Annotated in this window: 20 protein-coding genes and 2 pseudogenes; 9 read left to right on the plus strand and 13 right to left on the minus strand. The window is 69.4% G+C overall.

All coding sequences use genetic code 11. The annotated features are described in order from the left end of the window. The 5 genes and pseudogenes from ABZ815_RS37995 to ABZ815_RS38015 form a co-directional block, all read right to left on the minus strand. On the minus strand, nt 1-222 hold a 222-nt coding region (locus ABZ815_RS37995), incomplete at its 3' end, for a hypothetical protein (RefSeq protein ID WP_357706046.1). Between the two features lie 708 nt (nt 223-930). Then, nucleotides 931-1,071, minus strand: a pseudogene (locus ABZ815_RS38000) (IS30 family transposase); the annotation flags it as partial. Nucleotides 1,072-1,467: 396 nt separating this feature from the next. Next, entirely contained in the window at nt 1,468-1,941 is a 474-nt protein-coding gene (locus ABZ815_RS38005) for a MarR family transcriptional regulator (protein ID WP_357706047.1), read from the minus strand. 701 nt (nt 1,942-2,642) lie between these two features. After that, complete coding sequence (locus tag ABZ815_RS38010) at nt 2,643-3,773, minus strand: HAMP domain-containing sensor histidine kinase (protein ID WP_357706048.1); 1,131 nt, start codon at nt 3,771-3,773, stop codon at nt 2,643-2,645. Then, nucleotides 3,770-4,423 (minus strand): response regulator transcription factor, encoded by a 654-nt coding sequence (locus ABZ815_RS38015; RefSeq protein ID WP_357706049.1) that lies wholly within the window; start codon nt 4,421-4,423, stop codon nt 3,770-3,772. Before ABZ815_RS38015 ends, ABZ815_RS38010 begins: the two co-directional genes overlap by 4 nt. Nucleotides 4,424-4,512: 89 nt before the next feature. On the opposite strand from ABZ815_RS38015, the gene ABZ815_RS38020 reads away from it, so the two are divergent. Genes ABZ815_RS38020 through ABZ815_RS38035 form a run of 4 tightly spaced genes read left to right on the plus strand, consistent with a single transcriptional unit; the run spans nt 4,513 to nt 7,836 of the window. Then, a complete protein-coding gene (locus ABZ815_RS38020; protein WP_357706050.1) occupies nt 4,513-4,992 on the plus strand; it encodes a hypothetical protein in 480 nt (159 codons plus the stop codon). Further along, nucleotides 4,989-6,008, plus strand: a complete 1,020-nt coding sequence (locus tag ABZ815_RS38025) for a peptidoglycan-binding domain-containing protein (RefSeq protein WP_357706051.1) — start codon at nt 4,989-4,991, stop codon at nt 6,006-6,008. The genes ABZ815_RS38020 and ABZ815_RS38025 overlap by 4 nt, the downstream gene beginning before the upstream one ends. Then, nucleotides 6,005-6,661, plus strand: coding sequence for an ABC transporter ATP-binding protein (locus tag ABZ815_RS38030; RefSeq protein WP_357706052.1), 657 nt, complete (start codon nt 6,005-6,007; stop codon nt 6,659-6,661). The genes ABZ815_RS38025 and ABZ815_RS38030 overlap by 4 nt, the downstream gene beginning before the upstream one ends. Beyond that, nucleotides 6,658-7,836, plus strand: coding sequence for an ABC transporter permease (locus tag ABZ815_RS38035; protein WP_357706053.1), 1,179 nt, complete (start codon nt 6,658-6,660; stop codon nt 7,834-7,836). The genes ABZ815_RS38030 and ABZ815_RS38035 overlap by 4 nt, the downstream gene beginning before the upstream one ends. Before the next feature lie 612 nt (nt 7,837-8,448). Here the strand turns inward: ABZ815_RS38035 and ABZ815_RS38040 are convergent. From ABZ815_RS38040 to ABZ815_RS38050, 3 genes are all read right to left on the minus strand, one after another. Next, nucleotides 8,449-9,798 carry a hypothetical protein gene (locus ABZ815_RS38040; RefSeq protein WP_357706054.1) on the minus strand — a complete coding sequence of 450 codons (1,350 nt, stop codon included), beginning with the start codon at nt 9,796-9,798 and terminating at the stop codon, nt 8,449-8,451. After that, entirely contained in the window at nt 9,785-10,288 is a 504-nt protein-coding gene (locus ABZ815_RS38045) for a SigE family RNA polymerase sigma factor (RefSeq protein ID WP_357706055.1), read from the minus strand. Before ABZ815_RS38045 ends, ABZ815_RS38040 begins: the two co-directional genes overlap by 14 nt. Before the next feature lie 198 nt (nt 10,289-10,486). Continuing rightward, complete coding sequence (locus ABZ815_RS38050) at nt 10,487-10,957, minus strand: tyrosine-type recombinase/integrase (RefSeq protein WP_357706056.1); 471 nt, start codon at nt 10,955-10,957, stop codon at nt 10,487-10,489. A gap of 140 nt (nt 10,958-11,097) precedes the next feature. On the opposite strand from ABZ815_RS38050, the pseudogene ABZ815_RS38055 reads away from it, so the two are divergent. Both ABZ815_RS38055 and ABZ815_RS38060 read left to right on the plus strand, forming a co-directional pair. After that, nucleotides 11,098-11,619, plus strand: a pseudogene (locus ABZ815_RS38055) (transposase); the annotation flags it as partial. A gap of 153 nt (nt 11,620-11,772) precedes the next feature. Next, a complete protein-coding gene (locus ABZ815_RS38060) occupies nt 11,773-14,547 on the plus strand; it encodes a hypothetical protein (RefSeq protein ID WP_357706057.1) in 2,775 nt (924 codons plus the stop codon). Nucleotides 14,548-15,257: 710 nt separating this feature from the next. Here the strand turns inward: ABZ815_RS38060 and ABZ815_RS38065 are convergent. Together ABZ815_RS38065 and ABZ815_RS38070 are read right to left on the minus strand one after the other, a co-directional pair. Next, the gene (locus tag ABZ815_RS38065; protein ID WP_357706058.1) at nt 15,258-15,494 is read right to left on the minus strand and encodes a hypothetical protein; all 237 of its coding nucleotides are present in this window, start codon (nt 15,492-15,494) and stop codon (nt 15,258-15,260) included. Between the two features lie 313 nt (nt 15,495-15,807). Beyond that, on the minus strand, nt 15,808-16,038 hold the full coding sequence (locus ABZ815_RS38070; protein WP_357706059.1) for a hypothetical protein: 231 nt from the start codon (nt 16,036-16,038) through the stop codon (nt 15,808-15,810). 394 nt (nt 16,039-16,432) lie between these two features. Here ABZ815_RS38070 and ABZ815_RS38075 point away from each other — a divergent pair, with 394 nt between their 5' ends. After that, a complete protein-coding gene (locus ABZ815_RS38075) occupies nt 16,433-16,660 on the plus strand; it encodes an integrase core domain-containing protein (RefSeq protein ID WP_357706141.1) in 228 nt (75 codons plus the stop codon). 145 nt (nt 16,661-16,805) lie between these two features. Here the strand turns inward: ABZ815_RS38075 and ABZ815_RS38080 are convergent, their stop codons facing one another. The 3 genes from ABZ815_RS38080 to ABZ815_RS38090 all read right to left on the minus strand — a co-directional run bounded on the left by ABZ815_RS38080 (nt 16,806) and on the right by ABZ815_RS38090 (nt 19,715). Next, on the minus strand, nt 16,806-17,501 hold the full coding sequence (locus ABZ815_RS38080) for a DUF998 domain-containing protein (protein ID WP_357706060.1): 696 nt from the start codon (nt 17,499-17,501) through the stop codon (nt 16,806-16,808). 47 nt (nt 17,502-17,548) lie between these two features. Next, on the minus strand, nt 17,549-18,211 hold the full coding sequence (locus tag ABZ815_RS38085) for an SRPBCC domain-containing protein (RefSeq protein ID WP_357706061.1): 663 nt from the start codon (nt 18,209-18,211) through the stop codon (nt 17,549-17,551). 673 nt (nt 18,212-18,884) lie between these two features. Then, nucleotides 18,885-19,715 carry an MBL fold metallo-hydrolase gene (locus tag ABZ815_RS38090; RefSeq protein ID WP_357706062.1) on the minus strand — a complete coding sequence of 277 codons (831 nt, stop codon included), beginning with the start codon at nt 19,713-19,715 and terminating at the stop codon, nt 18,885-18,887. A gap of 92 nt (nt 19,716-19,807) precedes the next feature. Here ABZ815_RS38090 and ABZ815_RS38095 point away from each other — a divergent pair, with 92 nt between their 5' ends. Both ABZ815_RS38095 and ABZ815_RS38100 read left to right on the plus strand, forming a co-directional pair. After that, nucleotides 19,808-20,317: a helix-turn-helix domain-containing protein gene (locus ABZ815_RS38095; RefSeq protein WP_357706063.1), complete on the plus strand. Its 510-nt coding sequence runs from the start codon at nt 19,808-19,810 to the stop codon at nt 20,315-20,317. Then, nucleotides 20,314-22,662 carry an aminopeptidase gene (locus ABZ815_RS38100; RefSeq protein WP_357706064.1) on the plus strand — a complete coding sequence of 783 codons (2,349 nt, stop codon included), beginning with the start codon at nt 20,314-20,316 and terminating at the stop codon, nt 22,660-22,662. Before ABZ815_RS38095 ends, ABZ815_RS38100 begins: the two co-directional genes overlap by 4 nt. The last annotated feature ends 191 nt before the right edge of the window (nt 22,663-22,853 follow it).

Below are 22,853 nucleotides of genomic sequence, written 5' to 3' on the forward strand. Positions count from 1 at the left end.
CTGCTGGCCCTGCGCGTCTTCCTGCGTGCCCTCGTTGGGGTCCGCGCTCTCCGCGGGCGTGGCGGCCTCGTTCTCGGGGGCCTGCTCGGAGGGGGTGGCGGAGGACTGGGAGGAGGTGGGGGCGGGGCTCTGGTCGAGGGAGGAGGCGTACGCGGCAGCTCCGCCGCCCGCCACGAGGACGACCACGGTGGCAAGACCGGGGATGAGCATGGACTTACGCATTGAAATATCTCCGATGCATTGACGTCGTACTGACGCCCCCAGTCTGGGGAGACATGGGACAGCGGCAGGTTCGGCGGACCACAACGTGGGGTTAATACTGGCCGGAACCCCGTACCTGCTCCGGCCTGCGCCTGCGGGAAGGTAAGCGCCGCGCTAACCGAGTGCTGAGCGGGCGCTGTCGCGCCTCTCTCTACCGTGCGTTCATGAGATCAGGCAGCACAACGACCGTCCCGGTGCCGGTCTCCGCCGCGTTCCTGGGCCTGGGGGTGGTCGTCGGCTTCGCCGCGCGCACGCCGGCGTGGACAGCGGTGGACATGAGAGTCAGCATTGCAGGATCGCCGGCTGTACCTGCCAGACGACGTCAGGCACATCTGACAGCGTGGGCCGCACACCCCACAACAAGGAGTTGGCTGGATGAGTGGCATCGAAGTGACCCTGGTAGAACTCGAGCAGCGGCTGCTGGACGCGGACGCCGCCTTTGACGAGAGGTTTTCGGACGTTCGGGCCGCCCCATCCACCGATCGGGCCCGCTGACAGCACGCCGAATTCCGCCGGGTGAATCACGCCGTCCAGCCACAAAGTCACAGCCCCGCTGCGGGCATTGCGTCCCACCGGGTCAGGCACAGGTTGCAGAGAGAAAGAGCTCGGCGCGTGTCCCGGTCGAGCTTCTTTCGTGGTCCGGTGTGCAACTCGGCGGCGACGGCCCGTCTCGCCGCCCTGGTCCCACGTCAGCGAGCGCCTGAGATGGGCGGGCAGCGTGGCCATGGTCTCCACCAGGGCGTCACGCACGCGATCGGCGGTCCGGTCGATGGGTAGGTGGACGAGCGTCACGTAGCACGTCGTGCGCTCACCTCCTGCCCGGTCGCGTGAGTTGTTCGAGGCCTACCTCCAGCCACACAGCCAGGGACTCCCGCGCCCGGGGCGGGCGGCGCAGGAGGTCCTGGCGGGAACGGTCTCAGGATCGTGGGGCCACCCAGCGCCCCACGACTCTGGTGCGTCCGTCGGTGTTACTGGCGACGAAGGTGTGCAGGAACGCCTGTCGGGCGGTGTTCCGGCTCCCGTGTGCCAGGCTTACCGGTCACTGCTTGCCTGCCAGGGATGGGTGCGCCGTTTGGGAGCGCCGTCCGCGCGGACGATCTGAATGACCGACCGGCCGCGTCCCGATGTCCGTGCAGAAGTGATGTTCGGGCTCCGCTTCGCTCATCTCAGGCGAAGAGGGTACGCGGATCGTCCCGGCGTAATTGCTCAGACACTGCCCTTTACTGCGGTGTTGTCGGCCGACAGGTCGGCGAGGATCTGCGTGAGGGTGGACTTGACGCCCTGGATACCGTCGGCCCCGACGACGCCGGCCCAGCGGGCCTCCAGTCCGGCGAAGTAGGCGGCGCTGATCTCGGCGGCCCGGGTGCCCCGGTCGGCGAAGACGACAACCCTGCCTCGGCCATCGGCCGGGTCGGGAACGCGTCGCACGTAGCCGTGTTGTTCCAGGTGACCCACGAGTTCGCTCATCGCTTGCGGGGTCATCCCGGCTCTGCGGGCCAGTGTGGTGGGCCGGGTGCCGCCGCAGTCCATCAGCCGGAACACGTTCAGGTAGTGAGTGGGGCGTAGATCCTTGCACCCGTTCTCGACCAGGTGGCGGAGCAACCCGTCGAGGATCAGGTTGAACGTCTGCCCGATGAGCTGCAACAGGAGCGGCTCATCGGTTGTAGATTGTTCGGCCACCTTATAACCTCACCTTATAAAGCTTCCTGAATAGTTTCAGCATAGCCGAAGGAGACGAGATGCCTCACCCCTCCCCCGCGCGTCCAGTGAGGTGGCGCAGGGGCGCCAGGATCGCCGGGGGGACACTCCTCATCCTGTTGGGTCTGCTGTGGATCCTCCAGGGTGCCGACCTGGTACGAATCGATCCCATCTTGTGCGTCGCCGACTGCCGGCCCATCACCGGCGGGTCACCCGGCTGGCTGGCCATCGGAGTGGCCGCCGCGTTGGCCGGAGTCTTGCTCGTAGGTGTGCGAAGAGGTCCGCGCCGGGGAGGTGGCGAATCGGGACTCGAACGTCCCGTGGATGGCCGTTGAGAGGGAGATACTGCCATCTACGTGATTCATGCACCACGTCCACGGACGTGGTGCGAGCTCAAGGGCCCGGTCCTCCGGCCTGTTCACCATGCGGTGTCCAACTTGTCCTCATCGCCGCCGGGCTCCGCCTCGACCTGCTCGCCGCTGAACTGCCCACGCATTCTGCTCAAGACCTCTGCACGTAGATCGTCGCGTACATCGGCCTGGAGCGCGGCACCATCGACGCCGGCATCGCCCGCCGCCCGACGACACCGAGCACGGCACGAAGCGCTGGAAGCGCAAGACGACCGACACAGGCTGAGCCGGCGGCCCAGGATAGCTCGGCCGGCGGATGGCCGGCCGTGTGCGTCACACGGCCTGTCGCGGCGAGGCGGTGCCTGGGCCGGGCAACCGTACGGTCACCACCAGGCCGCCGCCGTGTCGAGGGACGGCCGTTACCGAGCCGCCGTGACCGCGGGCGATGGAGCGCACGATGGACAGGCCGAGGCCGAACCCTCTCCCACCGCCGGTACGCTCGCGGTTGAGCCGCCGGAACGGCTGGAACAGCGACTCGATCTCGTAGTGCGGCACAACAGGCCCCGAGTTGGCCACGGTCAGCACCGCGTCCTCGCCGATGGTCTTCGTGGTCACGGAGACGAGCCCGGAGGGCACGTTGTGCTCGACGGCGTTCTCGACCAGGTTCTGTACCAGCCGTTCGAGCAGGATCGGATCGCCTCTGGTGACCGCAGCGGCCGCGTCGTCGCAGGGCACGCCGCGCTGGTCGCACACGTGGCCGGCGATGTCGGCCAGGTCGACGGGGGTGCGCTCGGTGATGCCGTGCTCGGAGTCGGCCAGCGTGAGCAGGCCGTCGATCAGCCGTTCGTGCCGTTCGTTGACGGTCTGCAACGACGTGCCGAGCTGGATGCAGTCCGGCGAGGCGCCCGGCCTGCTGACCGCGAGCTCCACCAGCGTCCTGTTCATTGCCAGCGGGGTGCGCAACTCGTGAGAGGCGTTGGCCACCAGCCTGCGCTGTCCGTCGAAGGCCGCGTCCAGTTGCTCCACCATCAGGTTGAAGGCGTCGGCCAGATCGCGTACCTCGTCTTGCGGGCCGTTCATGACGATCCGTTCGTGCAGTCCCCGCCCCGCGCCCACGGCCAGCCGCCGCGCGGTCTCGGTGACGCGGTGCAGGGGCTGCAGCGCGCGGCCCGCCACCAGCCAGCCGAACCCCACCGAGGCTGCGCCGACCAGCAGCAACCCGATCGCGCCCTGCGATATCAGCGAGGTGGTGGTCGCCGTACGGATCCGTTCGCTCAGCATCTGCCGTCCCTCGTCCATCGGCGGTCCAGACGGCGTGGACGACAGAATGTGCTTGCCACTGACGGCCGACGGCACCTGCTGGGACACCAGCAGGGTCGTCACGCCGAGCAGCACCACTCCGCCCACCAGGAAGAACGCCGCGTACACCAGGGTCAGCCTGGCCCTGATCGTGAGCTTCTTCATGCGATCCGGTACCCGGCTCCGGGAACGGTGTCGATCACGGAGACCTCCAGCTTGCGGCGCAGCTTCAGAATGGTCACCCGCACGACGCCGGTGAACGGGTCGATGTGTTCATCCCAGGCCCGCTCCAGCAGGTCCTCGGCCGACACCACCGCCCCGTCGGCGCGCAGCAACTCGGCGAGAACGGCGAACTCCTTGCGCGACAGCGCGACGTAACGCCCATCGCGGTACACCTCCCGCCTGGCCAGATCCATCCGGATGCCACGGCGGCTGAGGACCGGAGGCGTGGCGGGCCCGGTGCGCCGCAGCAGCGCCTGCACTCTGGCCGACAACTCGGCCAGCGCAAACGGCTTGGGCAGGTAGTCGTCGGCGCCGAGTTGGAGGCCCGCCACCCGATCCCGTACGGCCGCAGCAGCGGTCAGCATGAGAACGCGGGTTCGTGTGGCCGATTCCACGATCGATCGGCACACGTCGTCGCCATGGACGGCGGGCAGATCACGGTCAAGGATGACCACGTCGTAGTCGTTCACGCCGAGCCGCTCGAGCGCCGAGCCGCCGTCGTTGACCACGTCAACGGCCAGCGCGTCGCGACGCAGCCACTCGGCGATGCCGTCGGCCAGCACCGGTTCGTCCTCGACGATCAGAACACGCACGCTCAGAAGTTCTATCCGGTTGGGTGTATCGCCACCGTTAACGTTCGCGCTAACGCCACGGTAATCGGCTCTGCGATGAACTCCGGGCCATGAAGACGAAGACGCTGATCAGGCTCCTCGCCATGGGCCTCGTCCTTGCCGCCTGCGGCGCCCAACCTGAGACCAGGGTCGCCACCGCGAGCGGCGCTACGGCGAGCGCGGCCGCGAGCCCTTCGGCCGCCGGCGACGGCGAGCTGGCCTTCGCGCGGTGCATGCGAGGTGAGGGCGTCGACATCAAGGACCCGACCGACGGCCGCTTCGAGGTCAGCAGCGACATCGCCGAGAAGAAGAAGATGGACGCCGCGATGGCCAAGTGCGGTCGCCTCCTGCCCGGCGGTCAGGGAGGCAAGCCGAGTCCGCAAGATCTCGACAGCGCGCGCAAGCAGGCCAGGTGCATGCGCGAGAACGGGTACCCCACGTTCCCCGACCCCGACTCCAGCGGAAGGCTCAAGCTGGACGTCGGCGCCCTCGGAGCCGGCCCTGACGACCCGAAGTTCAAGGCCGCCATGGAAAAGTGCCGCGCGGCATGACCGGCCGGCTCGCGGCCGGGTCGCTGATCCTCGCGGCGGTCTGCGCCACCACCGCGGTCATCGTGTTCGGCGGGCGCGGAGACGAACCGGTCGCCCGCGACGCCGTGCCCGCCGCTCTCGCCGAGGTCACCGAGCAGGACCTGGCCGACACCACGACGGCCACGGGGATCGTGGGCTACGGCCGGGAGCGTCCGCTGGCCGCGGCCGCTCCCGGCACGGTCACCGCGCTCCCCGCCATCGGCTCGACGGTCCGGCGCGGTGGCGTGCTGTTCAAGGTCGACCAGGTCCCCACCGTGCTCTTGTACGGCAAGATGCCCGCCTACCGGACGCTGCGGTCCGGCGTGCGAGGAGCCGATGTCCGGCAGCTGGAAGAGAACCTGCGCGAACTCGGCTATCACGGTTTCACCATCGATGACGTATTCAGCGGGGAGAGCGCGCGGGCCGTACGCAAGTGGCAGAAGGACCTCGGCGTCAAACAGACCGGCGTGGTCGAGCTCGGCCGGGTCGTCTTCCAGCCGGACGCCGTCCGCGTCAACGACCAGACGGCAGTGCCTGGGACGCTGGTCCGTCCGGGCTCTCCTCTCCTCACCGTTACCGGGACCGCGCACTTGGTCACCGTGCGGCTGGACGAGACGGAGTACCGGCTGGCCAAGATCGGCGCTGCGGCGACGGTCAGGACACCGGCCGGCGAGCAGGTTCAGGGGAAGGTCACCACGGCACAGTTCGTGGTCAATTCCGATCAGCGAGGCACGACCACGAAGGTGGAGCTGACCGTGGCGATCGGGGCCGTCGGCTACGACCGGGCGGCGGTCGATGTGACGCTCGTCTCCGAGGTGCGCAAGGACGTTCTCACGGTGCCGGTCGCGGCGCTCCTGGCGCTGTCCGAGGGCGGGTACGGCGTCGAACTCGCGGACGGCCGGGTCGTTCCGGTCCGGACGGGGCTCTTCGCCGGTGGGCGTGTCGAGGTGTCGGGCCAGGGGCTCACCGCCGGACTGAAGGTGGGGATGCCGACATGATCGCGCGGCTCGAGGGCGTCACCAAGGCCTACCCCGGTGGTGTCATCGCGCTGGATGACGTCTCGCTGGAGGTCGAGAAGGGCGAGCTGTTGGCCATCGTCGGGCCGTCGGGGTCGGGAAAGTCCACCATGTTGCACATCCTCGGCACCTTGGACCGGCCCACCAGCGGCCGGGTGCGCCTCGACGGCCAGGACGTGGACACGCTGCCGGACCGCGCCCTGTCGGAGTTGCGGGCCACCAGGATCGGGTTCGTGTTCCAGCAGTTCCACCTGACCACAGGCGCGTCGGCGCTGGACAACGTGGCCGACGGACTGCTGTATGCAGGGGTGCCGCTCGGGCGGCGGCGCGCCCTGGCGCTGGAGGCGCTCGACCAGGTGGGGCTCGGCCGTCGCGTTCGGCACCGGCCGCACGAGCTGTCCGGCGGTGAGCGGCAGCGCGTGGCCATCGCACGGGCGGCTGTGCGCAGGCCTGTCTTGCTGCTGGCCGACGAGCCGACGGGCAACCTCGACTCGGCGGCGGGCGCGGGCGTGCTCGCGCTGCTACGAGAGCTGAACGCGTCAGGGACCACGATCGTGGTGATCACACACGACTTGGAGATCGCGCACGCCCTGCCCAGGCAGGTGCGCATGCGGGACGGGCGGGTGCTGCCATGACGGCGCTGTCGGCCAGGGACGTGATCAGGGTGGGCGGGGCCGGGCTGCGCACCCGGCCGATGCGCGCCCTCCTGTCGGCCCTCGGCGTCGCCATTGGGATCGCCGCGATGGTGTCGGTCGTCGGGATCTCCGCTTCCAGCCGAGCCGAGCTGGACCGGACCCTGGCCAGGCTCGGCACCAACCTGCTCACGGTCGCGCCGGGCCAGACCGTGTTCGGCAAGCAGGCGCAGCTGCCGCAGGGGGCGGCGGCCATGATCCGCAGGATCCGCCCGGTGACGGGTGCCGCCGCTACCGCGCTGCTGCCCGACGCGCACGTTTACCGCAACGACCGGATCCCTGCGGCCGAGAGCGGCGGCATCGCCGTCGTCGCCACAGAGCTGACCGTCCCCGATCTCGTCGGGGCGGCTGTGGCGCGAGGCACCTGGCTCAACGGCGCGACGGCCCGGTACCCAGCCGTCGTGCTGGGCTCGACGGCGGCTGAACGGCTGGGCGTCACAGAGCTGGGACGGCAGGTGTACCTGAGTGGACACTGGTTCACCGTCATCGGGATGCTGGACCCGGCACCGCTCGCGCCGGAGTTGGACTCCTCCGCGATGATCGGCTGGCCCGCTGCCGCACGGTACCTGTCGTTCGATGGGCATCCGACCACGATCTACACCCGCACCGAGGACCCGGCCGTGGAAGCGGTGCGCGCTGTGCTGGCCGCCACCGCCAAACCTCAGGTGCCCGGCGAGGTGAACGTGTCCAGGCCATCCGACGCGCTCGCCGCCCGACAGGCGACGGACCGGGCCCTGACCGGCCTGCTGCTCGGCCTCGGCGCGGTCGCCCTGGTCGTCGGGGGTGTGGGCGTGGCCAACACCATGGTCATCGCGGTCCTGGAACGCAAAGCCGAGATCGGGCTGCGCCGGTCACTGGGGGCCACGCAGGGGCAGATCCGCGTCCAGTTCCTGGCCGAGGCGCTGCTGCTGTCCGGTCTCGGCGGTATCGGCGGCCTGTTCCTGGGTATTGCGGTGACCGGTGTGTACGCGGCCATCCAGGCCCTGCCGATGGTGATCCCCATCTGGGCACTGGTAGGCGGTCTGGCCGCAACCCTGATGATCGGCGGCCTGGCTGGGCTCTACCCCGCCATCCGTGCCAGCCACCTGGCCCCGACAAAGGCGCTGGCCTCGCCCTGACCAGCCGCCATCACACCACTGGATCGGCGGCTGGCCGCTGGGCGCGGCGGTGCGGGGAACGCGGTGAGTCCAGGCCCGGCGGCCACGGTTTCGGCTTACGTCGTGAGGCACTGTTGATCGGTAAGTCGGCGTACGAGGCCGGTGAACATGTGCTGGTGGACGTGGCGCGGCCTCCGTAGCTGCAATGTTCGCCGGCGCCTTCGAAGTCCGGGAGGCTGATGAGGGTGGCCGGGCAGCTCCGGCGTGTGCGGGAGCCGTCCGGCCGAAGTGCCGACTCGCCGATGGGCGTCGGCACTTCGCTGGTTTTGAGGACAGGCTAGTGCCGGTACGTCCAGGACATGGTCGAGGGTGAGCTCGCTGGTGTGCGGTTGGCCATCGAGCTCAACCGTGCCATACAGGGCCACCAGCCTGTCATGGGTGAGCGGAACTCCACCTGCGGGTTCCCGGGGAGACGGCGGGTACGGGTATGGCTCACCGCAGTCCATCCGATCGGCCCGGGCCGGATCGGGTGGACACGAGCCGGTCCGCAGAATTGCGAGGGGGCTGCGGTCCCGCCCACATTTCGCAGCGATGGCATGGTGTGCGTCTTTGAAGCTGGCAGGGGTTTCAGCGTCATGGCGCCGCGATGCCTTTCACGATTCGCCGCAGATCACGCGCGGGGGCGGTGACCACGATGGCCAGACCGAACTCTGGAGTCCAGGCGAACTTCCGGGTGGGCGTGGAGGCCCCCGTGTCGAGCAGTTCCCCCTGCACCCCGGCGATGGTCGCCGACTCCGGCTCACCTCTGGACACGCTGCTCCACCAGGTGGCGCTCGGAACCGCCGCCCCACGCTGGATGGAGACAGTGACGGTGTCTTCGCCGTCCGGGCCAATCCACCGCCGGGTGGTGGAACGCCAGCGTGGTGCCATGACGGTCTCCACAGGACCCGACCGCAAATTCGGATCATTGAAGGAGATCGCGATGCCGTCGACGGACTCGCCCTGGCCTTCGGGAGGCGACTGGATGCCCTCGGCGATCCGTACCAGGTCCCCCTCCGGCAGGTGGTCCCCCCTGACCCGCACGCCGATTCCCGGCTTGACCAGCCACAGCAACACCCGGCCTGCCTGCCCGGTGGCTCCCGCGTAGGCCGGCTGGCCATGCACCGAGGCCGGACGTATATCAGTCAGCGACTCCTTCGGCGGTTCGGCGGCACGCAATTTCGCAAGCGTCGCCGCGGCCCGGCCGTATACGACCTCGACGGAGACGCGCCGACCGGACTCGCCCTGCCAGAGCCGGGCAAGCGCCTCAAGATCCGTGCCCGCCCTCCCCACGGCCCACATGCCGGCTGGCATGTATGTGACGCGTAGTCCGGCGAAGGCGGGATTCCAGCCCGTCACCCGCAGCCCGTCGATGATCCGGTCGCGCTCGCCCTTCAGGGCCGCCGAGACCGCGACTTTCAGTACAAGGCGGTGGTCGGCGACCCACATGGCGCTGGTGCCGTCGCCTGACAGCACTGGGCCGTCGACGGATCGCGGTTCGACCGGTGAGTCGACCATGTTCAGGGCGAGAATGTCCATCGCGTCGCGCACGACACCGTCTGTGCGGTAGGCCGAAACCTGGGCGAAGTCGCCGCCGGCCTGCCATCTCAGCGCCTCACCGCGCAGCCGGATCTCTCCTTCGACGTCTTTCTCCTGCGCCCGCAGGCGTTGCGGGGCACCCAGCCCCTCCGGGATGTAGCCGATCCGCACACCCTCCAGTTCCGGGGAGGTGGCGACCGGGTCAGGCCGGGTGACGATGTACGGCGACACGACGCCGATCGCCACCAGCACGGCGGCGGCCGCAGCGATGCTCGCCGCCAGTCTGCGCCGCCTTCTGCGCAGCGCCACCCGGGCCGTCACCCGTACGGCCAGCTCCGGCGCCCCCCGCACTGGCCGGGTCGCGTCGGTCATTCCCTGGCGTAGTCGTTCCTCAATACCGCGCACTGTTCGCCACCTCCTCACCCAGCAGCGCCCGCAGGCGTTTCAGTGCCTTGGACGTCTGGCTCTTGACCGTGCCGACGGAGCAGCCGAGCATCTTCGCGGTCTGGGCCTCAGTCATGTCATCCCAGAACCTGAGCACCACCACAGCCCGCTGCCGGGGCGGCAACGCCCGCAACCCGTCTACGACGATGTGCCGTAACTCGATGTCCTCCCGCGCGGTGGGCAGTTCGGGAGGGGTGTGCATCGGAATCAATCGCACGAGGGCCAGCCGCCGCGCCCGGCTGATCGCCAGATTGACGATGATCCGCCGGATGTAGGGCTCGGGGTCGCCGCCACGGCACAGCCTGTCCCAGCGCAGGCACGCCCGCTCCAGCGCGGTCTGCAGCAAATCTTCGGCTTCCTCCAACGAACCACAGGTCAGGTACGCCGTGCGCATCAGGCTTGTACTGCGGGCGGCCACGAACTCCGTGAACCCGTCCGTATGCGGCGTCACTGAACGCCCTTCGAAATCATGACCCCATACACGCACAGCACGCCGCGAAGGTTGCCTTGGTCTCCCAGCCCAGTCGGCCTTCGAGGAGGCTGAGTGCCGGAATGAGCGGTGGCGACCTGGGGCTCCTTCACCTGTTAGGGATCCGTGACGTGATGGCCGGGGACCTCCTACCGCTCCGGCCAGCCGCCACTGGGTTGATCAGTGGGTACGACGGCGGGGCGCCAGCACCTCGGTGACCTTGGCGATCGCCTCAGCGCCGGGTTTGACATGGCGCATGGCGGTGCGGGGGTTCTGGTGCCGGGTCAGGCCCATGATGAGCTGCAGCGGGATCTCGGCTTCGCCGAGGTGGGTGGCCGCTCTGTGGCGCAACTGGTGCAGATCGAGCCCGGCGTACTTCTCCAGCAGGACACGGGCGCGGTCGTAGCCGAGGCGGGCGCGGCCGGTGTGCGGGCAGATGTCGCCGGGTCCGGGCCGACGGGCCGGAACCGGACGCCGCTCGGACAGGAACAGCGGGCCGTGCGTACGGGCGCTGTCGTCCGGGAGCCGGAGCAGGCGGGGCAGCAGGTGGGCGGTGCCGCGATCCCAATACACCCACTCGACGGCGCCGCCCTTGGACCGCACAGGCGCGCGTCGATGCTCCAGGTCGAGGTCCTCGACGTTCAGCGCCAAGATCTGGTTGCGTCCACGGGAGTGGTGTACGAGTTTGACCTGGTCACAAGCGTGGCGGCCGTGAAATGGAGACGGCCATCGCGTGATCCTTCGAGTGCGAACAACGAAGGAGACCAAGGCGATGGCCGCAGACCGATGACCCCAGCGTGTTGCGATCCATGGTCAAGACCATGGCCGAGGCATTGATGTCGGCCGAGGCCGACAGCCTGCGCGAGGCAGGCTACGGCGAGCGCAGCGACGAACGGACCAACCGGCGCAACGGCTACCGCACCCGCGAGTGGGACACCCGCGCAGGCTCGATCGAGCTGGCCATCCCGAAGCTGCGGTCGGGCTCCTACTCCCCCCCACTGGCTGCTGGAACGCCGCCGCCGAGCCGAGCAGGCACTGATCAGCGTCGTGGCCACCAGCTACCTGCTCGGCGTCTCGACACGGCGCGTAACACGGCGCGTGGACAAGCTGATCGAGCAACTCGGCATCAAGCACATCTCCAAAGCCAGGTCTCGGCGATGGCCAAGACGCTGGATGAGCAGGTCGAAGCGTTCCGGACCCGGACGCTGGACGCCGGCCCGTACGCCTTCGTCTGGCTGGACGCCCTGACCCAGAAGGCGCGCGAGGGCGGCCGCATCATCAACGTGCACGTCTTGGTCGCCACCGGGGTGAACGACGACGGACTGGACGGACATATTCGGCTCCTTCATTGTTGCCCGGCTGTGGAACCACCGCCGCAGGGGGGCGGCCAGGTTGTGGCCGCCACCGGAACAGGATGAGTACGGGTTACTCATGACGGCACGAGCGCGGGCGCAGACACTCGGCCCATGCTTATCCGCCGCGTGATCGTGCCGCTCGTCCTATTCGTCGTCGCCGCCCTGCTCGGCGCCCCCGCGGGGCACGCCGACGGCGCGGTGCACGGTGAGTGCGAGTTCCTCGGGACCTCGCCCCTGTCGCTCGCGGAGGGCGAGCGGCCCCGTGCCCGTATCACCTTCCTCAACGACAGTCAGGAGAGCGGCTGGTTCACCGCCACGGTGGAGGCCGGGTTCCACTACTGGCACGCCACGCCGTTCTACCGGCAGTTGTTATCCGCCGAGACGGGGCTGGTGCAGGGGGAGTTCGACCTGCCGCCGGCGTACGCGGAGGGCCTCGGTGACGCGAGCGGCCTGCGCATCGACATCACCTCGACGTTGTCGGGCGACACGACGATCGGCACCTGCTCCACCACCCTGAAGGTGCACACCGGCCGTGACACCGACCAGGACGGGCTGCTGGACGACTGGGAGATCAACGGCATCGACTACGACCAGGACGGCACGGTCGATCTCGCGCTGAACCAGCCCCCGTACAGCGCCGACCCGAACAAGAAGGACATCTTCGTCGAGCTGGACGCGATGTTCTGCCTGGCGTCGTACTGCCAGCGCTCCAGGGAGTTCGACCCGAACGCCATCAGCCAGGTGGTGACCGCATTCGCGGCGCACGGCATCACCCTGCACGTCCATACCGGGGAGCGGGCCGGCGAGGCGGAGCGGATCACGTTCGACACCAAGAGCCCCGGTAGCTGGGACGACTTCGACGATGTCAAGTTCGGCGACTCCGCCATCGCCTGCGACGGGAACTTCGGCGACGTGCTCGACCGGATCTCACGCAACTGCGAGAACATTCTGGGCGCCAAGCGGCTGGCGTTCCGCTACGCCGTGTCGGTGCACGGGCTGACCGGCCTCGGCACCACATCGGGCCAGGCCGAGGCGGGCGACGACACCCAGCAGCACGTCGACCTGGCCCACCTGGCCCGAGTCGCCCTGCCGGGCGGCAACGACTTCGTCATCTCGCTCGGCGCGTGGGACAACACGCGGATCACCGCCAACGGCGGCCAGACCGCGGCGGAGGCAGGCACGTTCATGCACGAGCTCGGCCACACGCTCGGGCTGCAGCACGGCGGCCTGGACAGCGTCAACTGCAAGCCGAACTACCTGAGCGTCATGAACTACTCCTACCAGTTCCCCACGGCGTCCACCGCGTCCCGCCCCCTGGACTACCAGCCCCAGGAGCGCGCCCCCATGAACGAGGACCAGGGCCTCGACGAGGTGGGCGACGCCCTGCCGGGAGCGGGTAGCGCGACGGTCGTGTACGGGACGGTGGTGGCCGGGAAACCCGGAGTCGCGCTGACCACGCCGGCCAACAAGCCGGTCGACTGGAATGGCGACGGCACCCGCGCGACGAGCCAGTCCGGGGACGTCAACCACATCATCATGGGCCCCGACACCACGTCCTGCCCCGTCTCCCCCAAGCAGACCCTCACCTCCTGGAACGACTGGGACCACCTGAACCTCAACTTCCGCGAGAGCCCCTGGTTCGAGGACGGCGCGCACAAGGGCGTGCTCGGCCTGGGCAGCGCCGAGATCACCGCCGAGGCCGCCGCGAGTCTCAACCCGCCGATCGACCTCACCGCCGCCAAGACCGTGGACAGGCAGGACGCCTCCCCCGGCGACCGGCTCACCTACACCGTGGCCGTGGGCAACAAGGGACCCGCCACCGCCACGGCGGTGAAGATCGACGACACGATGCCCGGCGGCGACGTCGTCCACCGCACGACGTCCGACGTTCCGGCGGGCGGCTCCGCGCGGGAGACGTTCACCTACGACATCCCCTGTGCGACCACGGACGGGACGGTCCTGACGAACAAGGCGGCCGTGTCGGGGACCAATGAGCGCGGATACGCCGAGACCGGCACCCTGTCCGACAACACCGCCGAGGTGTCCATCACGGTGCACCGGTCGGTGATCGGCGTGGCGGCCACCGCGCCCGCCACCGTCAACGCCGGCGAGGCCGCCGCCTACACCCTGACCTACCGCAACACCGGCGGGGCCGCGGCCTCCGGCGCCACGCTCACCGCCACGCTGCCCGCCGGCCTCTACTACAGCGCCGCGCTCGACCAGGGCGCCGGGCCCCGCCCCGGCTCCGTGAGCAGGAACACCGACGGCACCACCACACTGCGCTGGGCCATCGGCACGCTGCCCGCCGGCACGGGGACCGGCACGATCGCCTTCACCGCGCGGCCGAGCCTGCTGCTCCTGGACGCGGCGACGGTCACCGTGCCGGTCTCGCTGAGCGCCGACGGCTCCGGCCCGTGCCCCACCAGCCCCGCCACCGCGACGGCGGAAACGCGGATCACGACCGTCTCTCCCAGCCGCGACCCGGGGCTGGTCACGTTCTGGGCACTGCGGCCCGACCTGCGCACCGCCGAGGCGCTCGCCCGCGTCCAGGCCACCGACGACCGCTTCGACGGCGCCGACGGCTCGGCCGCGAACGGCGCGCTCTCCCTGCGAGAGTCCACCGCCGTCCTCACCCTGCCGCTGACGCAGCCGCGCACACTGCGGGCCGAACTGCTGGCCACCACGCTCAACCTGGCCGGCCGCCGGATCAACGCCGGCACTGCCGTGGACGGCCTCACCGCGCGGGCCCTGGGGGTGCGGACGGTGGGCGAGGCCGTCCGCCACGCCCAGGCCACCCTCGCGCAGCCGCCCGCGCTGGACAACCTCGTCCGCTACACGAAGGCGACCCAGGTGCTCGCCGAGATCAACTCGGGTCTGGCGAGCTAGCCATGTGCTTCCGAGGTGGCCGCCCCCGGTGGCCACCTCGGTGGCCACCCCCGTGGCGGCTTCGGTGGCGGCTTCGGTGGCGGCGGGGCGGAGCTGGGCCGCGCGGATCCGGGACACGTCCAGCTTGCTCGTACGGTCGAGGCGGTAGACCCCGTTCTGCTCCTGGAAGACGCCGGTGAGCTGCGTGTAGCAGTAGCCGAACATCAGGGGATCGTTCAGCAGGACCCCGCCCAGCCCGGCGAACCGCTCTGGATGACCCGCCCGAGTCCGACGACGTTGAGCACGGTCTCGACCTGGCTGACACCGGCACACTCGGCTTACATGACCTACATGGCTGACAACCCCTGGATACCGTCAGGCATGTGCGGTTTACCCCTACCTGCCTCACATGCCTGACGCTCTCTCGGCACCCAAGATGACCACCGCGCCCATCCAGGCCATGCTCGGCATGCCGCCCCTGGACACCCCGACGGCGGCCCGACCGGTGAGCCGATCCACGGCGAGGCCTGAGGTGGGGATCCGTCAGCTGGTCGAGGTGATGGACCACGCGCCGGCCACGTTGAGCCACCGCGAACACTGCGCCTGCCGATAACCACATCCGCCCAGGTCATTGCTCTGCGAGGGCTTTCGCTTCAACGTACGCGAGCTCCGGTCACCCGGGAGACGGAAGCGCGTACGGCAGGATGATCCGCCGTGCTGCTTCGCCTGGCCTACCTGACCGTCACGAACGCCTTCGCCGCGCTGCGACTGCTGCCCATGAGTGAATGGAAATTCTCGTTCGGCGTCACCAGATCGCCGTCCTTGAACGCCAACTCGGCGCTGACACGAGAGTGCGATTCACACCCGAGGACCGGGCCCTTCTCGCCGCTCTCCTCACCTCGCTGCCGCGTGAGGTTCTGCACCGCCTGCGGCTTCTCGTCCGGCCGGACACCGTCCTGCGCCGGCACCGCGCCCTAATGGACAGAGAACCCGAGCTGGGGCTATCGGCGGATCCACGGAGAGCTCACCACACTCGGCATCAAGATCGCGCCGTCCACCGTCTGGGAGATCCTCAAACAGGCAGGCCTCGACCCGGCACCCGAACGGGCAACCACCACGTGGGCCGACTTCCTGCGCTCGCAAGCCGACGCCCTACTGGCCTGCGACTTCATCGAGACCATCACTCTCGGCGGACAACGCCAGTACGTCCTGGCGGCCATCGAGCACGCCACCAGACGCGAAGTAGCAGTCCCCAGGGGGAAGGCATGGCCACCTCCTTGCTCAGCGGCGGCGACGTCCGCGCACGCTGTCGACGACCAGCGCGAGCACGCACAGCGCCGCCGTCACGCCGAAAACCAGTCGCACCGGGGTCGACATGCCCGACAGCGAGGCGACCGCGTTCGCGGCAGCGCTCAGCACCATCACGGTCCACAGCAGAGCGCGCAGCACACGGCGGCCGAAGGAGGACGGGCGTCGCCGCGCGGCGCTCTGGTCACGGTACGGGTCGGGCATGGCGGTGTTCCCTTCGTCAACGAGCCCTCCTGACGCTAGAAGAGGCGGCGCTTTCGCCGACAGGACGCATGCACCCGAGTCCCGGTGGTGCAGGCTCTACCTTCCGCATCCTGGCCGGGCTTGGTCGGCCAGTGCACCTGCAGGATAATGCGCTTGATTCGCGTTCTTCGGCCCCACCCGGCGCGGGAGTAGATGTTGATCGTGGCCACCGGAGCCACGAAGGTCCGGCTGTTCTTCTTGTTCCAGTCCATCGCTGATTAACCAGAACACTGCTGCGCAGGACGTAGCTCTGGCCGCACGGGTTGGCCGCCGTGCGGATGCCTGGGCCGACGAAGCAGGAGAGGAGATGATGGCGATCAGGACACCGGCCGCTAAGGGTTCACCAGCGGCTTCGATGAGGTGTTCACAGGCGACGACATTCAGGGCGCTGAAGATCCCGCCGCGCGCACCACGCACCAACGCGTTCGCCGAGCGATGGGTCCGCACCGCACGCACGGAGTGCACCAGCAGGCTGCTGATCTTGGGTGAGCGGCACCTCCGCACCATGCTGGGCGAATATGCCGATCATCACAATCGAGACAGGCCCGCACCACTCTCTCGGCCTTCGAGCTCCCACCGATGATGACTCCGACGGGGTCGAGCAGGAGCTCCAGGACATTCCGGGGCGGACCACTGTCTTGCCATTCGAACTCGATCCGGTAGCCGTGGCGCTCGGGAGTGCTTGGCTGCGGATGGCTCAGGTGCGTGGTGACATGGTCGATGCCCGCTCAAACCACGGTCAGGGCGACGCCGCGATGACGTCGGGTCGAAGCCAGCCGGTACGCGGCCAGGAGCGACGCCCATGCCATGCTGAGCGCGATGGTGAGGGCGAAGGCGACATTGGCCACCCTGGAGCCCTGCGCCGCGAAGATCGAGATCCAGGCCGTCACGAAGAGCGCGCCGGTCACCAGGCTGAGGGCGGCCCAGCCGCGGCGGCTGGCCGCCGCGAACCGCCGGCCGAACGCGAAACACGCGGCGATCAGCGCGAGAAAGGCGATCCCGGAGACAAGGAGGTGCAGCATCGCCTGCGTGCTCATGCTTGTGGGCGGGCCGACGGGCGTCCCGGGCGGGAAGCCGTCGGCAGGGTCGGCGGAGAAGCAGGCAGCGGCGATCATCCCGGCGCCGAAGACGCCGACCAGTCGCGGCCCCCAGGCGCCGCCCCAGCCCGCCGGACCACGAGCCCGGTGCAGGCCGACCGCTCCGGCCACGAACAGCAGGCCGCTGACCGCGAAGTTGGCGATCTGAATCCACCCTTCGTCGCCGTTGCTCAGCATGCTGGCCGGGTACCGGCTGATGTCGAACCCGTCCCTGGTGAGCATCTGCAGCAGGACCACGATGATGTAGAGCGGGCCGGCGGCGGTGCCGCACATCAGCAGCGTCCGCGTCGCCCTGCTGACCGCTGTGGTGGTGGGGTTGTCGGTCATCCGACCTGCTCCTTTCTTGAGAACGGGACGACTCACCGCGCGGCGGGTCATCTGTCGCCGTCCCCGCCGGTCTCGGGGGCGAAGTGCTGCGCGGCGAAGGCGACGGCCGCGGCGAAGTCGTCGTCGCCGGCGCCCCAAACGGCCTGGACCGTGGGTCCCCAGGCGTGGCAACTGGCGGTGACGAACTCCTTCCCCTCGGGCGTGTGGCCCCAGGTCGCGGGGTCGAACGTGACGCGGCGCAGGAACAGGTCGAGACCGAGCAGCGCGAGGTCCCAGCCGACTCCTATGCCGATCGTGGTACCGGGCCCGTACGTACGTGCCATCTCATCGACGATCTCGGCAGGTGCGGCGTGCTCCAGCTCCAGCACGGTCCCACCGCCGTCACCGCCGGGCGCCAGGCGCAATTCGACCTCGGTGAGCATGCCCTCCCCCAATACCCAGGTCACCTTGATCAGATGGGGCTTCTCGCAGCACAGGATCTCCCCGCCGGCGTTGTCCTTGAGCTGGAACGTGCCGCCGAGCCGCAGGTCGCCGTCGATCAGGGTGAGCCATCGGCTGATCCGGTCGGGGTCGGTGCAGGCGCTCCACACGGCCTCGATCGTGGCGTCGTACGTGCGCCGCAGCAGCAGTGAGCGTCCCGCGCCGATGGCGACCGACTGGTTGCCGATCTCCCGCTGGGTGGCGTTTATTTGATTGACGATGTCGATCATTCGTCCTTCTTCTCGTCGTTCGAGCCTGGTCGGCGCTCGCGCCGGGCCGCGCGCGACTTCAGTGGCCCGCGCGTCCAGGTGCCGGCTCCAGAATTTGCGAAAGCGCTCCAACTAGATGCCGATGGCGCCGCCGACCACGTCGAGTGCGCGCAGGAGCCATAATTTCAGTCGCAACTTATATAAGTCAATCCTGATGTAGTTGCGATCGGTCAGGATGTCGTCCGTGGAGTGGTGTAACCAGGCGATCGACTTCTGTGATGCTGCTTGTGTGGTGAGTTCGACTGGGTCGCGTGAGGCGGGCTGGTCGACTCTGCACCTGCCGGAAATCTCATCAATGCAGTTCAAGCGGCATGCGGATCTTTGTAGAGGACGCCGTCGAGCCGGCCTGTCGGCGTATGTTCAGGCTGGTGGTTCGCTCAGGGTGGGTGATCGGGTCCACGAGGGGACGCAGCGGGGCTGCTTGGTTCAGGACGATGGGCGCGGTGCTGGTTGTGAAAGTGTTCGTGCTCGCGTAGGCGTTCCTGGCCGACAATGTCGTCCACGCAGGTCATCCGGATCGCCCTGCTGATCACAACGTGCGCCGGCTTGGCTTGACGAAGATCAGATGGCAACCGCAACGCCATGAACAGCGATCATGCCCGCCAGGACAGGAACGCCGAACCCCAGGTCAACCTCAACGGCCGGGTTTCGGGCTCCCACAGGGTGGAGTTCTGTCCAAGCCTGCGTCCGGTGAACGTTCTTCGATCCCTGCGACCTTGGCGCACGAGAGGTCGACGGTGAGACCGGACGTGGCGATGCCGATCTCACCGTCGTATTCGGCCCGGGCGGCGGCTCGCGCGGCCGAGGTGTCCGCGCCTGGCTGCAGGTGCGTCAGCAGCAGGTGCCGGACATGGGCTTCCAGCGCTTGCCGGCCTGCCTGACGGGCGCTGGACAGGTGACGCCGGGCATCCTCCGGGACCTGGTTCACATAGGTGGCCTCGGCGAGTAGCAGGTCAGCGTCACGCGCCAGTTCCACCCTGTCGGGGCTCGGGCCGCTGTCGCCGGTATACGCGAGCACCCGTCCGCCCGCTGCCAGCCGTATGCCGGCATTGGGTACCGAGTGCGGCAGCAGGCGAGTCTGTGCGCGGAACGGACCGATGTCGAATCTGCTGCCGTCGGTGAACTCGCGCAGGACGTAGGCGTCGGTCAGCACTCCTGGGCGGTCCAGCGCGAGCACCGCGTCCAGGGCGCCGGGCAGCGAGTACACCGGCAACGGCGCCGGCGGGTCATCACGCATTGTGCGCGCCCTGAGCAGCGGGTTCAGGTCGGCGCAGTGGTCGGGATGTCCGTGACTGATGAACACCGCATCGATCTGATCGGCGTCGACCCGTTCCAGCAGTCGCGGCACCGTCCCAGATCCGAGGTCGACGAGCAGCCTGAACCCGTCGTGCTCCACGAGGTAACCACTGCAGGCCTGGCCCGCCGCCGGCCACGCACCGCATCCGCCAAGGATCGTCAGCAGCATCGGTGAACCCTAACGGATGTCGCTCGTTCTGGCAGACCGGCAAGCCACCTCTTCCCAAGAGCTGTTGGGAAAATTAGTATCCCAAGGTGCCTTTGGAAAATCGGGATGACCTTGTTCCCCTGCGCGCCCTGGCCAACCCGCTGCGTATCCGCATTGTGTCGCTGCTCACCGGCGCGTCGATGTCGGCCACCGAGGTCGCCGACGAACTCGGCATCGCGCACGCCTCGGCCAGCTACCACCTGCGCCAGTTGGTCAAAGCGGGCTTCCTCCAGCAGACGGACGAGCGTCCGCGGGCAGGCAAGGGCCGCCCGCAGCTGCGCTACCGGTACGACCCATCCAGCGGCGAGCGCCTCGACCGGTCCGAGGGACGGCAACTCCTCCACCAGGCGATGAGCACCGACTTGGCCAGGCGTCTGGCTGAGGCCGATCGCCGGCGCACGTCCATGGACGCCGAGGTGTGGCTGGCCAGGCCCGTCTGGGAGGAGATCGTCGGCCTGATCGACCAGGCCGTGGCGCTCCTGCACGACAAAGCCGGACCGCCGCACGACGGCGTCAAGGTCAGCATGACCGCGATCCTGCTCGAATTACGTGACGAACGATGATCGGCCGCCTGCTCGGCTGCGCGGCCGGCGCGTTCCTGTCGATCGGACTGCTCGTCCCGGCGGTTCCGCGGTACCTCACGGGCCCGCTGGGCCAGCAGGCGGGCATGGTGGGCGTCTCGCTGGCCGTCACCGCGGCGGCCGGGGTGCTCGCCCGCCCGATGGCCGGACGGGTGGCCGACAGGGCCGGACGCCGCACGGCCCTGTGCGCGGGCGCGCTGCTGCTGTCCGGCACGTCCCTCGCGCTGCTCGCCGTCGGACAGTTGCCGCTCTTCTTCGTCCTGCGCGGCGTCGCCGGCGTCGGTGAGGCGCTCGCCTACGTGGGCCTCGCCACTCTGGCCAGCGACCACCGGCGGCCCGGCGCGGCGATCAACCACTTCTCCGTCGTCGTCAACGCCGGCCTGCTCACGGGGCCTGTCATCGCCGAGACACTGTACGCCGCGTCCGGGTTCGCCGCCGTCTGGATCACCGCCGCGGCCGTGGCGCTGGGGTCGGCTGGGCTCGGCTTCACCCTGCCGAAGACCATGAGCCCTGACACGGAGAGGACCGGCCCGGATCCGGGAACCGGGCGGGCCCGGCTGTACCACGCGTCCGCTCTACGACCCGGCTTCGGCTACCTGGCCTCCGTGTGGGGCTACACCGCCATCAGCGCCTTCCTGCCGCTGCACCTCGCCGCGCTCGGCGGCGGCTCCGGCGGCCTCCATTTCCTGGTCTACGGCGGCGTCCTCGTCGCCGTCCGACTGGCCGGACATCGCCTGCTCGCCACGGCCGCCCCGACGCGCCTGGCCGTCGCCTCCCTCCTGCTGACCGGGACGGGATCGATCCTGCTTGCCGCCTGGCCCTCGCCGGTCGGGACATGGTGCGCGATCGCGCTGATCGGCGCCGGGCAGGGCCTCGGGCTGCCCGCCTTCCTCAGGATGGCGGTGCACGGCCTGCCCGCCGGCGAGCGCGGATCCGCCGTCGCCACCACGACGGCCTTCTTCGACGTCGGATTCCTCAGCGCTGCCCTGTCCCTCGGCGTCCTCGCCGACCGGTTCGGCCTGGCCGGCGGCTTCGCCCTCGTGGGCGCCGTGTCCGCTGCCGGAGTGCTGCTGTTCCTGCCCATGCGCCACAACGAACAGAAGGAGCCCCCCTTGACCATTCCCCCCGCTGACCTGTCCGGCTATGCCGACGTCGTGTTCGACGTGGCCGTGCCCCTGCTGGCGGACGACCGGGTGCTGATCAACGCCGAGATCGAGCACGCCCCGCTCGCCCGCGCCCTGGCCGAGGCCGCCTACGCCAGAGGCGCCCGCTACGCCGACATCTGGTACTTCGATCCGCACGCCAAACGATCCCGACTCCGGCACGCCAACACCGCGAGCCTGGCCGAGGTGCCCTCGTGGCTCGACGCCCGCAACGACGAACTGGGGCGGAACGGCGGCATCATCGTCAACGTCCGCGGCGCCTCTGCCCCCGACCTCCTGGCCGGGCTGGATCCGATCCGCGTCGGACTGGACCGCATGCCGTCGCTGACCTCACGGCAGCGGCTCCAGCTCAACAACCTGGTCCGCTGGACGATCGTCCCCTACCCCACCCCCGAGTGGGCCCGTGCCGTCTTCGGCGAACCCGACCAGGCCACGCTGTGGCGGCACCTGCGCCGCATCCTCCGTCTGGACGAGCCCGATCCGCGCGAGGCGTGGCGGCAGCGCATCGCCGAACTGCTCGATCGCGCTCGACGGCTCACCGAGATGCGCCTGGACGCCGTGCGGTTCGAGGGCCCCGGCACCGACCTGACCATCGGACTGCTCCCGGACGCCCACTGGACCGCCGCCCGCCTGGAGGACGTCAATGGCCGCCCGTTCCAGGCCAACCTGCCGACCGAGGAAGTATTCACCACCCCTGACTACCGGCGCGTCACCGGTACGGTCCGCGCCACCCGGCCGCTGTCCCTCGACGGCACCCTCATCCGCGACCTGGAGCTGACCTTCGCCGATGGCGTCGTGACCGACGTGAGAGCGAGCACCGGAGCCGACGTCGTCCGCGCACACCAGGCCACCGACGCGGGAGCGGTCCGGCTGGGCGAGCTCGCTCTGGTCGACCGTTCCTCGCGGGTGGGCGAAAGCGGCATCACCTACCTGGAGACCCTTCTGGACGAGAACGCCACCTGCCACCTGGCCTGGGGCGCCGGGCTGCCTCCGGGCGTGCCCGCCCACCTGCGCACGGACGACCCCGCACGGCTGGACGCGGCAGGCGTGAACACCTCGCGCGTGCACGTCGACTTCATGGTGGGCGGCCCGGACGTCACCGTCACCGGGCTGGGGCCCGGCGGGAAGGTGGTGCTCCTGCGCGACGACACCTGGGAGTTCTGACGCCCTGCCGGAGTGAGAAGGGTCGACTTAAGGGCTGTTGGGTGGCCGGAGGAGGTCTCCCCCGGCTCCCACAGACCCGGACGTAATCCTCTTGGCCGATCCGGCTCCCGTCATCCGGCACGCCGTCCTCGCTCGCTGCTGGACTCCCGTCTCCAGTCAGCCAGTGGCCTCAGTTGCGAAGTCTTGATCTT

Origin of the sequence: Nonomuraea sp. NPDC047529, assembly GCF_040642995.1 — a bacterium.
GTDB lineage: Bacteria > Actinomycetota > Actinomycetes > Streptosporangiales > Streptosporangiaceae > Nonomuraea.

Coding starts and splice junctions, on each gene's coding strand:
- ABZ815_RS38090 (WP_357706062.1), bottom strand. CDS start 19,715: ATGCTGCTGACGATCCTTGGCGGATGCGGTGCGTGGCCGGCGGCGGGC.
- ABZ815_RS38085 (WP_357706061.1), bottom strand. CDS start 18,211: ATGATCGACATCGTCAATCAAATAAACGCCACCCAGCGGGAGATCGGC.
- ABZ815_RS38060 (WP_357706057.1), top strand. CDS start 11,773: ATGCTTATCCGCCGCGTGATCGTGCCGCTCGTCCTATTCGTCGTCGCC.
- ABZ815_RS38100 (WP_357706064.1), top strand. CDS start 20,314: ATGATCGGCCGCCTGCTCGGCTGCGCGGCCGGCGCGTTCCTGTCGATC.
- ABZ815_RS38030 (WP_357706052.1), top strand. CDS start 6,005: ATGATCGCGCGGCTCGAGGGCGTCACCAAGGCCTACCCCGGTGGTGTC.
- ABZ815_RS38025 (WP_357706051.1), top strand. CDS start 4,989: ATGACCGGCCGGCTCGCGGCCGGGTCGCTGATCCTCGCGGCGGTCTGC.
- ABZ815_RS38035 (WP_357706053.1), top strand. CDS start 6,658: ATGACGGCGCTGTCGGCCAGGGACGTGATCAGGGTGGGCGGGGCCGGG.
- ABZ815_RS38010 (WP_357706048.1), bottom strand. CDS start 3,773: ATGAAGAAGCTCACGATCAGGGCCAGGCTGACCCTGGTGTACGCGGCG.
- ABZ815_RS38020 (WP_357706050.1), top strand. CDS start 4,513: ATGAAGACGAAGACGCTGATCAGGCTCCTCGCCATGGGCCTCGTCCTT.
- ABZ815_RS38075 (WP_357706141.1), top strand. CDS start 16,433: ATGAGGTGTTCACAGGCGACGACATTCAGGGCGCTGAAGATCCCGCCG.
- ABZ815_RS38080 (WP_357706060.1), bottom strand. CDS start 17,501: ATGACCGACAACCCCACCACCACAGCGGTCAGCAGGGCGACGCGGACG.
- ABZ815_RS38070 (WP_357706059.1), bottom strand. CDS start 16,038: ATGCCCGACCCGTACCGTGACCAGAGCGCCGCGCGGCGACGCCCGTCC.